General features: G+C 69.2%; 12 protein-coding genes. 5 read left to right on the forward strand and 7 right to left on the reverse strand.

The window, feature by feature from the left end; translation table 11 throughout:
* Positions 1-256: 256 nt before the first annotated feature.
* Positions 257-535: a hypothetical protein gene (locus tag L7N97_RS28790; RefSeq protein ID WP_237482933.1), complete on the reverse strand. Its 279-nt coding sequence runs from the start codon at positions 533-535 to the stop codon at positions 257-259.
* Here L7N97_RS28790 and L7N97_RS28795 point away from each other — a divergent pair.
* From L7N97_RS28795 to L7N97_RS30420, 3 genes are all read left to right on the forward strand, one after another.
* Complete coding sequence (locus tag L7N97_RS28795) at positions 449-781, forward strand: BA14K family protein (RefSeq protein ID WP_237482925.1); 333 nt, start codon at positions 449-451, stop codon at positions 779-781. The genes L7N97_RS28790 and L7N97_RS28795 overlap by 87 nt on opposite strands.
* Before the next feature lie 94 nt (positions 782-875).
* Positions 876-1,139: a hypothetical protein gene (locus L7N97_RS28800; RefSeq protein WP_237482763.1), complete on the forward strand. Its 264-nt coding sequence runs from the start codon at positions 876-878 to the stop codon at positions 1,137-1,139.
* Between the two features lie 219 nt (positions 1,140-1,358).
* A complete protein-coding gene (locus tag L7N97_RS30420) occupies positions 1,359-1,580 on the forward strand; it encodes a hypothetical protein (protein WP_309242882.1) in 222 nt (73 codons plus the stop codon).
* Positions 1,581-1,780: 200 nt separating this feature from the next.
* On the opposite strand, the gene L7N97_RS28810 is transcribed toward L7N97_RS30420, so the two are convergent.
* From L7N97_RS28810 to L7N97_RS30025, 6 genes are all read right to left on the reverse strand, one after another.
* Positions 1,781-2,788 (reverse strand): aldo/keto reductase, encoded by a 1,008-nt coding sequence (locus tag L7N97_RS28810; protein ID WP_237482764.1) that lies wholly within the window; start codon positions 2,786-2,788, stop codon positions 1,781-1,783.
* A gap of 88 nt (positions 2,789-2,876) precedes the next feature.
* A complete protein-coding gene (locus L7N97_RS28815; RefSeq protein WP_237482766.1) occupies positions 2,877-3,704 on the reverse strand; it encodes an alpha/beta fold hydrolase in 828 nt (275 codons plus the stop codon).
* A gap of 112 nt (positions 3,705-3,816) precedes the next feature.
* Complete coding sequence (locus L7N97_RS28820) at positions 3,817-6,384, reverse strand: plasma-membrane proton-efflux P-type ATPase (protein WP_237482768.1); 2,568 nt, start codon at positions 6,382-6,384, stop codon at positions 3,817-3,819.
* A gap of 283 nt (positions 6,385-6,667) precedes the next feature.
* Entirely contained in the window at positions 6,668-7,006 is a 339-nt protein-coding gene (locus tag L7N97_RS28825) for a DUF3140 domain-containing protein (RefSeq protein ID WP_237482770.1), read from the reverse strand.
* Between the two features lie 110 nt (positions 7,007-7,116).
* Positions 7,117-8,349, reverse strand: a complete 1,233-nt coding sequence (locus L7N97_RS28830; RefSeq protein ID WP_309242883.1) for an ATP-binding protein — start codon at positions 8,347-8,349, stop codon at positions 7,117-7,119.
* Between the two features lie 6 nt (positions 8,350-8,355).
* On the reverse strand, positions 8,356-11,037 hold the full coding sequence (locus L7N97_RS30025; RefSeq protein ID WP_309242884.1) for a response regulator: 2,682 nt from the start codon (positions 11,035-11,037) through the stop codon (positions 8,356-8,358).
* 312 nt (positions 11,038-11,349) lie between these two features.
* Here L7N97_RS30025 and katG point away from each other — a divergent pair, with 312 nt between their 5' ends.
* On the forward strand, positions 11,350-13,671 hold the full coding sequence (gene katG / locus L7N97_RS28840; protein WP_237482772.1) for a catalase/peroxidase HPI: 2,322 nt from the start codon (positions 11,350-11,352) through the stop codon (positions 13,669-13,671).
* A 270-nt stretch (positions 13,672-13,941) separates the two neighbouring features.
* Positions 13,942-16,056 (forward strand): alpha-galactosidase, encoded by a 2,115-nt coding sequence (locus L7N97_RS28845; protein WP_237482774.1) that lies wholly within the window; start codon positions 13,942-13,944, stop codon positions 16,054-16,056.
* The last annotated feature ends 83 nt before the right edge of the window (positions 16,057-16,139 follow it).

Below are 16,139 nucleotides of genomic sequence, written 5' to 3' on the forward strand. Positions count from 1 at the left end.
AGAGAGGCAGGAGTTACGCATCTCATCCGGCAGGGTTTCGAGGATGGATGAAAGTTAATCGTTCTGCTCCGCGCTGCTGGGCGCCCCGAGATCGTCCTCTTTTGAGCATCGGATCCGGCATGGAACGATCTTCAGTGATGTCGCGTCAAGACGCGAACATGCCTGACCAACCAATCGCTGGTTAGCTGGCCACATCAGGAGGATGACGACTTTGCGAAAGCTCACTTTGACGGCGCTGGCCGCTTCGCTCCTGTCTTTATCGATGGCTGCGCCAGCCTCCGCGCTCCCGATCGACACAGCCCCAAGATCCATGCCCATGTCGCATATGAATACTGGAATCGTTCAGAACGTCGCTTTTCGGCACTTCGGCGGCTTCCATCGCGGCTTCCATCGCGGCTTCGGCGGCTTGCATCGCGGCTTCGGCGGCTTCCATCGCGGCTTCGGCGGCTTGCATCGCGGCTTCGGCGGCTTCCATCACGGCTTTGGCGGATTCCACCACCGAGGCTTCGGCTTCCATCGAGGCTTCGGCTTCCATCGCGGTTTTGGTCGTCCCCGTTTCTATGGTAGGCGTGGTATCTACGGTCGTCGCTTTGGGTATGGCGGCTACGGTGTTGGCGCCGGAGTCGCGGGGCTCGCAGCCGGTGCGATCATCGGGGGGGCTGTAGCAGCGGCGGCACGGGCCAATAGTTCTGTCGCATACTGTGAACGTCGGTTCAGGTCATACAATCCGGCGACAGGGACATACCTGGGCTATGACGGGCTACGCCATCGATGCCCGTGATGTCGAGACCATGCGAACGCACATAGCCCGTCCCAATCTGAGACGTCCGAGTAAGGGCGACTTCACTCTCGCCGCTGGAAGGAGTTTTTGAATTATGAACATCAAAATCGCTATGGTAGCTGCTCTGGCCATACCGTTGATGATCCCTACCACGACCTGGGCGCAGGGCATCGTGGGCGGCGCACAGAATGGTGCTGTTGCTGGACGTAACGCGGCTGGGCCCGTTGGTGGAGTCGTCGGCGGTGTCGTCGGTGGCGCAGTCGGTGGTGTCGTCGGCGGCGCGCGCGGCGTGCTCGGGCTGCCTCGCCGGCACAACCTGCCCGGTCATCACTACCGCCGCCATCGCTCCTATCGCTGAAACTGCAGGTTCCGCTCCGGCATACAGCCGCAATTTGCGGTCAACTGTCTCGCATCATGGTGAGCTGGTCAGCCGCTCGGGTCTCTGCGGCTTTCGGGGTCAGGGAGAGGCCGCTTTGCGTATTGGCCTCCCCCGTGCACCTCACGGCGTTGGATAAGGACCTGTGAACAGGTCTCCGCACGCCCGCCGCGCCCGTATCGTGACGGCCCGGCGCCGCCGGTGTTCCGCCGCGTCGTTCAGAAGATGGCACCTTTGGCACAGCGCGGCGAGGTCGCCGACGGCGTTGTTCGTCGGGTCGTGGTCGATGTGGCAGGCCGACAGGAACGCGCGGGTGCGCCGCACGGCGTGGTCGACGGCGCCGGCGCACCTGATGGGCCGCCCGAGTTTGATGAGGCGGTGAAGAGCGGCGAGGTCGATGGGGCTGAGATAGCGGTTATATAAGGACCGCCCGGCTCCAGGACCTCGGCGACTATCTGCAGCACGCTCCGAAGCAGACCTTTCTCGCCGCTGCGATGGGACTGAAGGCGCCTGTTACGCTCACGTTCCGTCAGTTGAACGAGGCCCGCTCGGCATGCAGCACCATCGAAGACCGAAGCGCGCCGCCCTTGTCGGCGGCGCGCTCGGCGCCCGACGCAAGCGCATCATTGCAATGGCACGGCGGCTTGCGTGTGGATGACGCCCTTCGCCCGTAGTTCGTCCCAGAACGCGGGCGGGATCTTCGCGTGCAGGGCGGCTTGGTCGGCCAGAATGTGGAACGGCTTGGCGGTGCCGACGATCAGCGCGGAAGCCTCGATGGGCGCGAGGCTGAACTGGAGCGCCGCGGCAACGACGTCGACGCCGTGGTCGCCGGCGACGGCGCGCAAGCGGGCGAGCTTGTCGCGCTTCTCGGCCGGGATGACGCTGTTGCCCTCGCCGTAGTTGTAGCGCGGCTCACCACCGAGGAAGCCCGCGTTGAGCGCTGAGCCGACCACGAAGCTGACGCCCGCCTCGCGCGCCGCCGGCAGCACGTGCTCCACCGCATTGGCATGGTCGATGAGCGAGTACTGGCTCGCCAGGAGGTGGATGTCGCTGTCCGCGCACTGGAGGCAGCGCAGGATCGGCTCCGGCCTGTTCACGCCCATGCCCCAGCCATCAATCACGCCCTCCTCGCGCAGGCGGGTGAGCGCCGGGAACGCGCCCTTCTCCGCATCCGGCCACAGCGCTTCCCAGTCGTCGGGCAGGTAGCCGTTGTCGGGGGACAAGTCGTGGACGAACACGATGTCGAGGCGGTCGAGGCCGAGCCGCTGCAGGCTGTCCTCGACCGACCGCAGCACGCCGTCTGCCGTGTAGTCGAAGTGCGGCGTGTTGGGCGAGGAGCTGAAGGGGAAGAAGCGCTTGGCCTCGTTGTCCCGGCTCGCCCGCAGCAGCTTGCCGACCTTGGATGAGATGACGAACTCGCCGCGGGGCTTGCGCGACAGGAAGCGCCCGAAGCGGCGCTCGGCGAGCCCGAGGCCGTACCAGGGCGACACGTCGAAGTATCGCACGCCGGCGTCCCAGGCGGCGGCGAGCGTCGCCTCGGCCTGCTCGTCGGTGGCGAACTCGAACTCGTTGCCGATCGCCACCCCGCCGAGGCCGAAGTCGTGCGGGGGGCGGTAGCGGGTCGATATCATGCTGCCTCTCTGTGTCCCGGGTCGTCCAAGACGCCCGCACCGTGCTTCATCGACCGCGGCCCGCGTGCGGCCGCTGTCGCGCCTCCGATCATCGCCGCAGGAAGGCGAGCAGATCCTTCGTCAGCCGGTCGCTCGCGGTGACGTTGAGGCCGTGAGGCTCGCCCTCGTATTCGATCAACGTCGAGCCCGCGATGCTCCGGTGCGCCGCCCGCCCGGCGGCACCGATCGGCACCGTCTTGTCGCCCGTCCCGTGGATGATCAGCGTCGGCACCTTGAAGACCGGCAGGTCGGGGCGGAAGTCGGTGGTCGCGAAGGCGACCGCGCAGTCCAGGGTCGGCTTGAGGCCGGCCATCATCGCCTGGCGGGCTGCGTCGTCCATCACCTCGTCGCTGACCGGGCTCGTCAGAAAGCCCGCGCCGAGGAACTGCGGCAAGAAGGTCCGGCGGAGGAAGTGCGGCCGGTCCCGCTTCAGCCCCTCCGCGATGGCGTCGAAGGTGCTCTGCGGCGTGCCGTCCGGGTTGTCGGGCGTCTGCAGCATGTAGGGCACCACCGAGGAGACCAGAACGGCGCGGCTGACGCCTCGGCCGCTGTGGCGGCTCATGTAGCGGGCGACCTCGCCGCCGCCCATGGAGAAGCCGACCAGGGCCGCGTCGTTCGACGCCCCGGTCTTCTCCATGACATCGGCGAGGTCGTCCGCGAGGGCATCGTAGCTATAGCCGGTCCAGGGCTGGGCCGAGCGGCCGAAGCCGCGCCGGTCGTAGGCGATCACCCGGAACCCGGCCTCGGCCAGCGCCATGGCCTGCGGGTCCCAGGTGTCGGCGGTCAGCGGCCATCCGTGAATCATGACGATCGGCCGGCCGCTTCCCCAATCCTTGTAGTAGATTTCCGACCCGTCCCGCGCGGTCAGGTATGTCATGGGTCGCCTCCGGCATGGCTTTCCCAGATCGCCGTCAACCATCGCGCCCCGATGCTGTTCCCCGCCGGGCAGACGTGACGGGCCGCCGTCGCCGCGGGCCGGCGGCCCGCGCTCATCGGCCCCGCCTCGCGCCGACAAGGCGGTAGGCCAGGAGCTTGGCCTGGTCGCCGATCAACGCCCACGCGATCGCGTAGGCGTAGACCCACAGGAGGTCGAGCCAGGGCAGCTTGGCGACGAGCAGGCCGAAGCCGACGATCAGCGCCGCCACGACCTGCGTGCTCACCACGGCGCCGAGCAGGATCGGCGACGGGTAAGGCTTCGTCCACAGCCGGTCGCGGGTGCGGGTCACGAACAGGGTCAGGTGGCCGGCGAAGACCAGCTTGACGAAGATCAGCGACTGCACTTCCGCATCGCCCATGCGCAGCCACACCTTGCCGATCACCAGCATGCCGAATGTCGACAGGACGCCGACGGCGCCCAGCACCGACGAAACCGTGAGCACGCGGCGCATGTCCCACTTCACCGGACGGTCGCTGAGCTTGGCGTTGTCGTAGGCGATCGTCATGATCGGCAGGTCGTTCAGCAGCGCCAGCAGGATCACGAGGATGGCGGTCAGCGGATAAAAGCCGAAGGCCAGCACGGTCGCCACAACGAACAGCATGATGCGGATCGTCTCGGCCACGCGGTAGATCGCGTAGGCGTTCATCCGCGCGAAGATGCGCCGCGCTTCCTCGACGGCGTGGATGACCGTGCCGAGGCCGGGCTCCGTCAGCACCAGCGCCGCGGCGGCCCGCGCCGTCTCGGTCGCGCCTTCGACCGCGATGCCGACGTTGGCCTGCTTCAGGGCCGGCGCGTCGTTGACCCCGTCCCCCGTCATGCCGACGAGGTGGCCGGCGTCTTGCAGGCCGCGCACGATGTCGAACTTGTGCTCGGGGAAGACCTCGGCGAAGCCCGCGGCTCCCTCCACGCGCTCCAGGTTCTCGGGCGACAGGCCGCGCTCGCGCTCCTCCCCCTCGCGCTCGCGCGCCTCGGCCTCCGTGCCGGTGCCGAGCACGCCGGCCTCGAGGATGTCCCCTTCGAGGCCCAGCGTCTTCGCGGTCTGGCGCGCGATGGCGCGATCGTCGCCGGTCAGCATCTTGATGGCGAGCCCGTGCCGCTCGGCCTCGGCAATCGTGCTCTTCGCGTCGTCGCGCGGCGGGTCCTCCAGGGGCAGCAGGCCGATCAGCTTCCACCCGTCCCCGTCGTCGCGCGCAACCGCGAGGGTGCGGTAGCCCTTCTCGGCCAGCTCGCCGATCGCCTTCTCGGCCTCCTCCTTCAGCTCGCCCGCGGGCGACACGAACTCCATGACGTTGACGGGCGCGCCCTTGGCGGTTTTGAAGCTGCGCCCGTCCTTTCGCGACTCCGCCTCGGTGCGCTTGTTGACGTAGTTGAACGGCGCGAAATGGACCTGCTCGAAGCCCTGCACCGCGTCGCGGTCTTCCAGTCCCTCCGCCACGGCGCGGTCGATGGCGTCGCCCCCGTCGCGCGGGGACGCCAGCGCGGCCGCCAGCACCACGTCCTGCGCCTCGACGTCGAAGGCCACCGGCTCCTGGAGCTTGAGCCTGTTCTGCGTCAGCGTGCCGGTCTTATCGGTGCACAGCACGTCGATGCCGGCCATCTCCTCGATGGCGTCGAGGCGCGACACGATGGCCTTGCGCTTGGCCAGCGCCAGCGCCCCCACAGCCATCGTCACCGAAAGGACGGCCGGCATGGCGACCGGGATCGACGCCACGGCGAGGATGAGGGCGAACTGGACGACGGTGAGAATCTCGCGGCCGCGCAGCAGTTCGACAGCGACCATGACGGCGATCAGCCCGAGGCTGAGGACGATTAGGTAGCGGGCGATGCGCCCCACCGCCTTCTGGAACTCGGACGCGCTGCCCGCGCCCTCGACGAGCTTGGCGGTCTTGCCGAACACCGTGTCCATGGCGGTCGCGACCGCGACGCCGGTCATGCCGCCCTGCTCGCAGTGCGAGCCGGAATACACGACGTCGCCCGCCGTCCGGTCCACGGGCAGCGACTCGCCGGTCAGCGCCGACTGGTCGACGCTGAGGTGGTCGCCCTCGATCAGCTTGACGTCGGCCGGCACGATCGTGCCGATGTCGAGCTTGAGGATGTCGCCCTTCACGACCTCGCGCGAGGGCACTTCGCGCCACTGCCCGCCCCGCCGCACCCGGGCCTTGCTGGCGAGGGTCTTCTTCAGGGCCGCGACGGCGTTCTCGGCCTGGTGCTCCTCCCAGAAGCCGACGCCGGCGTTGATGACGAGCAGAACCAGGATGACCGCGAGGTCGGTCCAGTGGCCGATGGCGGCCGACAGCGCGGCCGCGACCTCGATCATCCAGGGAATCGGTCCCCAGAAGGCGCCGAGGAACTTGAGGAGCGGGTTGGTCTTCTCCTCGGCGATCTCGTTGGGGCCGTCGCGCTCCAGCCGCTTCTTCGCCTCGCCGTCGGACAGCCCGTCCCGGTCGGCCTCGAGGTCGCGGAGGACGGCATCGAGGTCCTTGCGCTCGAACGGGCTGCGCTCTTGGCCGCCCCCGGCCCCGTCGTCGCCTCTGGTCCTATCGCCCGCCCCGGAAGCGGTGGGCCCGGCCCCGTCGGATTCAGGATCCGCACTGTCCTGCTTTGTCGCAGTGTCGGTCATGGGGAGCGTCGTCCTTTCGTCGACCTCTGATTTGGGACGGGTCGTTCTCGCCCGAGGGCCAAGCGGGTCCACGGCCGGCAGCGGCGTGGCCGGGCTGGCGCGGTCGCACTCGGCCCAGGGCTGGTGCCGGCCCGCCGGGGCTCCTCGGACGGGTGATCCCACGACGCAGCATCGTGACGTCGCGTCCGCCGTCCGAGGGAAGGGCTCGGGCCTTCGGCGAGGTCGGGCATAGGCCTCCCCGATGCCGATCAGCACCCATCATCGTTGAGAGCCGTTCCGGCGCTCAAGCCTTCAGCGGGTCGTGTCCCCAATTCATCAGCGATTGACGCCAGCGCGTGTCCGTCACGTCGCCGTCGGGCTTCTGCGCCATATGCCGGTGCACGTAGCCGACGACTTTTCGCATATGGGCATAGTCGTCGTCGGTAAGTTCGGCCTTCTTGGTGCGCTTGATCTCAACGATGCGGCGTCCGGCCTCGTGGCCCACCGACTCATGCTCCCCCTCGTGCGTCCAGCCGACGGCACGGCTTTCCTCCGTGGAAAGCCACTTTTCCAGCTCGGCCGGCTGCATGTTGACCGCCTCGTGGAACGCTCTTGCGATCTCGTCGTGGTCCTCGATGTCCATCGCACACCTCCGTGATGCGGCATCCTGGACAGAAGACCGGCCCGCGGTCCTTGTTCCTTTACGCGGTCACCTGCCGCGGCCCGGATCGCGCTCGATCTGAGAAGGAGGCGTCATGGTCCGATCATCTCCCGCACGCGCCGGGCGAGCGTGTCCACGGCGAAAGGTTTAGTCATCAACTGCGTGCCGGGGTCGCGCGCGCCGACGCCGAAGTTCGCGTTCTCGGCATAACCAGTGATGAACAGCACCTTCAGGGTGGGACGCTGCGCGCGGGCCCGCTCGACCATCTGCCGTCCATCGAGATCCGGCAGACCGACGTCGCTGACGAGCAGGTCGACACGTTGTCCCGAGCGCAGGATTTGCAGCCCGGACGGCCCATCCTCCGCCACCAGCATCCGATAGCCGAGATCCCCTAACACTTCGACGACGAGGTCGCGCACAACGGGGTCATCCTCGACGATCAGCACCGTCTCGCCCGACTCGGCGCGCCGCGACGATGACGCGCCTTCCGTAACGTCAGCCCCTGCCTCGTTCTGCGTCCGAGGCAGGTAGAGCTCGATGGTAGTGCCCCGCCCGGCTTCGGAGATGATCTTGGCGTGCCCTTTCGACTGTTTGGCGAAGCCGTAGATCATCGACAGCCCGAGCCCCGTGCCTCGGCCCGCGGGTTTCGTGGTGAAGAAGGGCTCGAAAGCTTTGGCGACGACCTCGGGCGGCATGCCCGTCCCGGTGTCGGTAACGCTCACGCGGACGAACTGCCCAGGCGTCACCTCGGGATGGTGCCGGGCATAGGCGTTGTCGAGACAGACGTTGGCTGTCTGGATGGTGATGCGCCCTCCTCCCGGCATCGCGTCGCGGGCATTGATACACAGATTGAGAACGGCGTTTTCGAGTTGGTGGGGGTCACACAGCGTCCGCCACAGCCCGTCGGCCCTGACGATCTCCAGACGGATCGCCTCGCCGATAGTCCGTCGCAGCAACTCATCGAGCGAAGCGACCAACGCGTCGGCGTCGACCACCGCGACGTCGAGCGGTTGCCGGCGCGCGAATGCGAGCAGGCGATGGGTCAAAGCTGCGGCGCGGCTGGCCGACGCGGAGGCCGCCCGAGCGTATCGCGAGACCGTGTCGGTGCGCCCCTGGTCGATGCGGGTCTGCATCAGGTCCAGCGAGCCGATGATGCCGGTGAGCAGGTTGTTGAAGTCGTGCGCGATGCCACCGGTGAGCTGGCCCACGGCTTCCATCTTCTGCGCTTGGCGCAGGGCGCCCTCGACCTCGGCCAGTTCCGCCTCGCGCGCGCGCTGGTCGGTCACGTCGCGGGCGACGCAGTAGAGCAGGCCGCCCTCGGGCACCGCGGTCTAGGACAAGGTCCGGTAGCGGTCATCCTTGGTTCGGAAGCGGTTCTCGAAGGCCAGCGTCGTGTTGCCGGCCGCGAGGCGGGCGACCTCGGCGCGGGTCTTTTCCCGGTCTTCGGGATGCTCCAGCCATTCGGAGGTGCGCCCGACGACATCGCTGGCAGACCAGCCGAGCACGCGCGTCCAGGCCGGGTTGACGCTGGTGAACACGCCGCGGCCGTCGGCGATGCAGAGCATGTCGTGGCTGACCTGCCAGATGCGGTCCCGCTCGGCCGTGCGCGCCGCGACCTCGCTTTCCAGTTTCTCGTTGGCGCGGCGGAGCGCTTCGGCGGCCTCGCGGCGGAGGCGGGCGAGTTGAAGGTTGGCGCCGATGCGGGCCAGGAGTTCGCGCGCCGAGAAGGGTTTGACGAGGTAGTCGTCCGCGCCCGCGTCAAGCCCCTCCACCTTGGCCTCGTCGCCGGCCCGCGCCGACAGCATGATGACGGGCACCTCGCGCAGCTTCGCGTCAGCCCGCAGGGCCGCGAGCAGCCCGAAGCCGTCCAAGCGTGGCATCATGACGTCGGTCAGGACAAGATCCGGCGCGGCATGGCGGGCCGCCTCCAGTGCGGCCTGACCATCTGGCACGACCTCGACGGTGTAGCCCTGTCGCGCGAGGAGGCGACGGACATGCTCGCGCATATCGTCATTGTCGTCGGCGAGAAGCACCCGGCCCTGGCCGCTGTCGAGAGCCCCGGACAGCGCCTCCGCCGCGCCGTTGTCGAGCGGCGGGGCGTTGACCGTCCAGCGACGCGCTTCCTCGACGAAAGCCTCCGCCCGCACCGCGGTCGAGGAGCCCAGGCGGGGCGCCCCGACGGCTTCCGCAGGCAAGTGATCGCGTCCGAACGGCAAGGAAACCGAGAAGGTGCTGCCCCGGCCCGGCTCGCTTTCCACCTCCAGCGAGCCCTGGTGAAGCTTGACGAGTTCCTGCACCAGCGCCAGCCCGATGCCCGTACCCTCGAAGCTGCGACCGCGCGCGCCCTCGATGCGATGGAAGCGCTCGAACAGCTTGGGCACCTCGTCGGGGGCGATGCCGGTGCCGGTGTCGGCCACGGACAGCACGGCGCAGGGACCGTCCCGCATCACGCTGACCGCGATGTCGCCCGTGAAGGTGTACTTGAAGGCATTGGAGAGGAGGTTGAGCACCACCTTCTCCCACATGTCCCGATCGACGTGGACCGACTCGCCGAGCGCGGGGCACTCGACCGAGAAGTCGAGGCCCGCCCCTTCGCAGAGAGAGCGGAAGTTGGAGGCCAGCTCGGCCGTGAAGGCGGCGAGGTCGACCGGCTCGAAACACGCGTTGGCGCGGCCAGCCTCGACGCGCGAAAAATCCAACAGCCCGTTGACGAGCCGCAGCAGGCGCAGCCCGTTGCGGTGGGCGACGTCGACCAGGGCGCGGTCTTCGGCCGGCAGGTTGAGCGTTGCCTTCGATAGAACTTCCTCCAAGGGGCTGAGCATCAGCGTCAGAGGGGTTCGGAATTCGTGACTGACGTTGGAGAAAAAGGCAGTCTTGGCCCGATCCAACTCGGCCAGCCGCTCCGCCCTGCGACGCTCTTCCTGGTAAGCGTCGGCACTGGCGATGGCGGACGATAGACTCGCTACGGCCTGCTCGCAGAAGGCGCGGTAGCGATCGTCGAAGCGGCGGCGCGCGCTGATCCCCAGAACGACGACGCCGACCGTCCCGGCGCTCGGCGAAGCGATCGGCAGCACGTAGGCTTGGCTCGGCGCTTCGGGCCAGGGGACACGCGGCAGGTCGGGGAAGCGCTGGTCGAGACCCTCGATGAGGCAAGCCTCGCCACCGAGCCGGACGGCGCGGAGCTTCCAAGGGTCGCCGGCCGGCTCGTCCTCGGATACGCGCGCCGGCGCAAAGGCATCGGAATCACCCGCGCCGACCGCCGCGGCGCGGTCGAGCCGGCCTCGCCCGTCGCACAGGTAGATGAAGGCGAAGGGCACGTCATGGAGATCGCTGCCCAGAACCTCGGCGGCTGCCGCGCAGGCATCGGCGCGCGTTTTGGCATCGAGCGCGCGCGCGGCGAGATCGCGCAGAAGCTGTGTTCGGCGGTCCGAGATCACGCGCGGGGTCGTCTCCGCGACAGCGGTGAAGATGCCCTCGACGTGTCCGCCCTCGCCGCGGATCGGGCTATAGGAATAGTAGAAGTAACACTCTTCGACGTAGCCGAACCGATTGAGCGGCAGCAGCTGATCGTCGGACCAGGTCGCCTCGCCTGTGTCCATCACGATCTGGAACATGGGACCGATGATGTCCCAGATCTCCGACCAGACCTCCCGCCCGGCGCGGCCGAAGGACCATGGGTGCTTGTTACCGACGACCGGCCGCCAAGCGTCATTGTAGATCAGCGCGAGATCTGGCCCGTAGTACAGCACGATCGGGAAGCGCGTGGTGAGGCAGATGCTCACCGCGGCTCGCAGGGCTTGCGACCAGCCAGCGACCGGTCCGAAAGCCGTTTGCGACCAATCCATCCCGCGCATGAGCGCGCCCATCTCGCCGCCGCCGGCCATGAAGCCAAGGTCGACGCGTTTGCCTGCCGCAGCAGCGTGGTACGGGGCGGGTGCGGAGGGCGCCGGCCGCCTATCGCGGGTCAAGTCGTCGCTTTCTTGAGTTTCGAGGCTGTTGAGGAGATCGGGCACGTCGGCGATCCATTGCGGATACCGGCCGTCCTGCCGACGGACTGCAACGAAAGCAAGGCACATCGATCCATTGCCGCCGCCGTGCCAGGCGCGGCCCGTCGCCGCGCTGATCGCGGGACCGATGATGTGATCGTTGAGGCCGGACTGGACGCCCGCAGATCCGATAACGATCTGAAAGCCAGAAGGTGGCGAGTGCGTGCCTCACGATGCGGGCGATCGCGATCTTTTACAATCTCTGGTTTGAGATCGGTGACGATCCTCGGTGGCGCGGCCGGAGAAGGGCGCGCCCGAGTCGAGCAGGAGACTTCCAGAATGAATGATATGACGGTCGACAAGACCAACACCGAGTCCTACCCGATGGAGGGCAAGTGCCCGTTCGGCGGCGACCGCATCGGCGGCGCCCAGGGCGCTCGCCCGACGCTCGACAACTGGTACCCGCACCGCCTGCGGACCGAGGTGCTGCACCAGAACGGCCTCGCGGCCGACCCGCTCGGGCCCGACTTCGACTACGCGGCCGAGTTCAACAAGATCGACCTCCAGGCCCTCAAGGCCGACATCAAGTCCTTCCTCACCACCTCCGTGCCGTGGTGGCCGTCCGACTACGGCAACTACGGCCCGCAGATGATCCGCATGGCCTGGCACGCGGCCGGCACCTACCGCATCGCCGACGGGCGCGGCGGCGCCGGCACCGGCATGCAGCGCTTCGCGCCGGTCTCGTCCTGGTGGGACAACGGCAACACCGACAAGTCGCGCCGCCTCCTGCAGCCCATCAAGCACAAATACGGCAATGCCCTGTCCTGGGCCGACCTGATGGTGCTGACCGGCAACTGCGCGCTGGAGATCATGGGCCTGCCGACCTACGGCTTCGGCGGCGGCCGGCTCGACGCCTGGGAGGCCGACAACGCCACCTACTGGGGACCCGAGGTCGTCGACATGGGCAGCCTGTCGGACTTCGAGAAGATGGTGAGCCGCGACGAGCGCTGGCGGGGGAAGAACGGCGACGCCGACTACGACCTTGAGAACCCGCTCGCCGCCTCGCACCAGGCGCTGATCTACGTCAACCCGGAGGGCTCCAACGCCGACGGCATCCCGCTCAACTCGGCCCGCGACATCCGCGTCACTTTCACGCGGATGGCGATGAACGACGAGGAGACCGTGGCGCTGATCGCGGGCGGCCACGCCTTCGGCAAGAGCCACGGCATGGTGGCCTCGAAGGAGATCGGCGCCCCGCCCGAGATGGCGCCCATGGAGGCCATGGGCCTCGGCTGGCACAACCCCAAGGGCGAGGGCCATGGCAAGGACACGATGACCAACGGCATCGAGGGCTCCTGGACGCCGAACCCGACCAAGTGGGACAACGCCTACCTGGAGAACCTGTTCAAGTACGACTGGGAACAGACGAAGAGCCCGGCCGGCTCGCTGCAATGGAAGCCGAAGGACCCGGACGCGCCGCGCACCCCCGACGCGCACGTTCCCGGCAAGACGCACCACCTCATGATGATGACCTCGGACATCGCGCTGAAGGTCGACCCCGAGTACCGCAAGGTGTGCGAGAAGTTCCTGGGCGACTTCGACGCCTTCACCCAGGCCTTTTCCAAGGCGTGGTACAAGCTGACCCACCGCGACATGGGCCCGAAGCACCGCTACCTCGGCGCCGAGGCGACGATCGAGGACGGGCTCCTGTGGCAGGACCCGCTGCCCGAGCGCGACTACGACCTCGTCGGCGACGCCGAGATCGCGGACCTCAAGGCGCGCATCGCCGCGACCGGCCTTTCCGTGTCGGACCTCGCCTTCGCGGCCTTCTCGGCGGCGGCGCCCTACCGCGACAGCGACAAGCGCGGCGGCGCCAACGGCGGCCGGCTGGCGCTCGCCCCGCAGAAGGACTGGGCGGTCAACCGGCGGGCCGCGCCGGTCATCGAGGCGCTTCGGGGCGTGAAGGCGAATTTCGATGGCTCGCGCACGGACGGGATGCGGGTGTCGCTGGCCGACCTCATCGTGCTCGGCGGCTGCGTCGCGGTGGAGCGGGCGGCGCGGGACGCCGGGGTCGAGGCCGCGATGCCGTTCACCCCGGGCCGGGTCGACACCACGCAGGCGCTGACCGACGTCGAGATGTTCACTTGGCTCAGGCCGGTGGTGGACGGGTTCCGCAACTTCGTCGGCGCGGAGTTCGCCGACGTGGCGCGGGGCGTGTCGCCCGAGGAGATGTTCCTCGACAAGGCGAACCTGCTCAAGCTGACTGTGCCCGAGTGGGTAGTGCTGACGGGGGGCCTGCGCGCGCTCGGCGCCAACCACGACGGCTCGGACCTCGGCGTGCTCACCGACCGCGTGGGCACGCTGACGACGGACTTCTTCCGCAACCTGCTCGACACCGAGGTCGTGTGGGAGAAGGCCGACGCGGAGGGGATGGGCTTCGTCGGCCGCGACCGGGCGAGCGGGGCGGAGAAGTTCCGCGCGTCGCGCTTCGACCTCGTGTTCGGCGCCAACGCGCAGCTGCGCTCGACCGCGGACGTCTACGCGGGCAGCGACGGCCAGGAGCGGTTCGTGCGCGACTTCGTCCGCGTGTGGGACAAGGTGATGATGCTGGACCGCTACGATGTGAAGGGCCACCGCCGCCACGCGCCCATGGCGGCCTGAAGGAGGCCCGGGGCCGCCCGTCAGTTCGGGCGTAGCTCCGGCGCGCCGCACGGGTCGAGAATACTCACACAGAGCCGGGCCGACCGGCTTCACGGCTGGGTGGCCTTCGCAGACCGCCTCGGTCGACCTAGCGGGGTTGCCGATTGCAACCCTTTGCACCGCATCCGCGGTTCCCGCGCCGGTAGCCCGGCTCGCATTCGTGTGCCGGCCGGCGTTCCAGATTTGCGGTGGCACCCTCGCGCGGCTACTGGCATCCAGGTTTGATCGACCATGACGAATGTGATCGTGATCCGTGCCGGTGGTCAAACGCTGGCGCTGGGCCTGCCCGAGCGCGGCATGCCGCTCATCCTCGGCCTGTTCGAGGGAGTGGGTGCGGACGTGTCGGATGGGCTGCCCACCCTGGTTCAGCCCCCGCTGCGCCACAACGGCGTCGACGGCGCCCCGCCCGAGGCGGCGCTGCTGCCCACCGGCGCCTTCGGCTTCTTCGGCTGGCCCGCCCTCTCCGGCCACCGCGACGGCCGCGACTGGACGCTGCTGTTCGCGGGGTGGGGCGCCGAGGAGCGGCCCGGCGCGGCCGTGCTGCGCGCGGTGGACGAGGACGCCGGGCTGGAGATCGCGCTCCACGTCGCCGGCACGGCTTCGGGCGTCTGGACGATGCGCTCGGAGGTGACCAACCTCGCCCGCACGCCCTTCGCTCTCGACCGCTGCATGGCGGGCACGATGGCCGTGCCCCGCGCGGCGGACCGACTGGTGGCGCATGACGGCGGCTGGGGCCGCGAGTTCCACGCCGTCGAGGAGCGGCTCGGCCTCGGCGCCTGGCTGCGCGAGAGCCGCCGCGGCCGCACCTCGCACGACCGCTCGCCGACGCTGTTCCTGCGCGAGGCGGACGGCCCGGCCTGGGGCTTCCACCTCGGCTGGAGCGGCAACCATGTCGTCTGCGTCGATCCGCTGGAGGACGGGCGGCGCCTCGTCCACGCCGGCGAGCTGTTCGAGCCGGGCGAGATGCGCCTCGAGCCGGGCGACGCTTATGCGAGCCCGGCGCTGCACTGGGCGCGGGCGGCGGACCTCGCCGCCGTCGCGGCCGCGTTCCGGGCCCACGTGCGCGCCGACGTGCTGCGCTGGCCGGGCGGGGCGATGCGGCCGCGGCCCGTGACCCTGAACACCTGGGAGGGCAACCACTTCAACCACGACCAGAACGACCTCATCCGCCAAGCCGAGGCCGCGGCGGCGCTCGGCGTCGAGCGCTTCGTTCTCGACGACGGCTGGTTCGGGCGCCGCGACGACGTCACCTCCTCGCTCGGCGACTGGGCGGTCGACCGGCGCAAGTATCCGGACGGGCTCGGGCCGCTCGTCGAGCGCGTGACGGCGCTCGGCATGGAGTTCGGCCTCTGGTTCGAGCCCGAGATGGCCGACCCCGACAGCGACCTGCTGCGCGCCCACCCCGACTGGGCGCTCAGGGTCGAGGGGCGGCCGGCGCCGCTGTCGCGCCACCAGCTCGTGCTCGACCTGACCCGGCCCGAGGCGGCCGACCACGTCTTCGCGCAGATGGACGCCGTGCTCTCCGCCCATCCGGTGCGCTGCATCAAGTGGGACATGAATCGCGACCTCGCGGCCGCGGCGGGCGAGGACGGTCGCGCCGCGGCCGCGCGCCAAACCCGCGCCGCCTACGCGCTGATGGACCGCCTGCGCGCCGCCCACCCGGAGGTCGAGATCGAGAGCTGCGCGTCGGGCGGGGGCCGCGTCGACTACGGCGTCCTGTCGCGCGCGCACCGCGTCTGGCTGTCGGACTGCACGGACGCGCTCGACCGCCTCGCCATCCAGTCCGGCGCGGCGCTGTTCCTGCCGCCGGAGGTGGTCGGCTGTCACGTGTCGGCATCGCCCAACCACACCACCGGCCGTCGGCACAGCCTCGCCTTCCGCGCCACCGTGGCCATCGACGGTCATTTCGGCGTCGAGCTGAACCCGCTGGAGCTGACCGACGGCGAGCGCGAGGAGTTGAAGGATTGGATTGCACTCCACAAGCGGCTGCGCCCGCTGTTCCACGGGCGGGGCGCGCTGTTCCGGCACCCGGTCGTTGACGGGCGCCACGTCCATGGCGTGGTCGGTGAGGCTCATGCCGCCGTGGTTGTGGCCCAGGCCGGGCAGATGATGCGGCAGGGGCCCGACAACATCCGCGTGCCCGGCCTGCCGCAGGGCCGCTGGCGCATCGCCGCCCTGCACCCGGCGGAGCCGGCCTTCACGCGCTCGACGCGCGAGCGCGACGCCGTGCTGCGCGGCGAGGTCGCCGCGACGGCGGACGAACTCGCGGCGGTCGGCCTGCCCCTGCCGCCGTTGAGGCCCGAGTCGGCCTTGGTCGTGGAACTCGCGGCCGAACCGGCGAAGTGACTGATCGTCTGCTCAGACCTTATGACAGCTCGAAAGCAGCCGGACCGCTGTCCACCCAACTTTGCCGTTGAGGGACGAGCTAC

Origin of the sequence: Lichenibacterium dinghuense (assembly GCF_021730615.1) — a bacterium.
Lineage (GTDB): Bacteria > Pseudomonadota > Alphaproteobacteria > Rhizobiales > Beijerinckiaceae > Lichenihabitans > Lichenihabitans dinghuensis.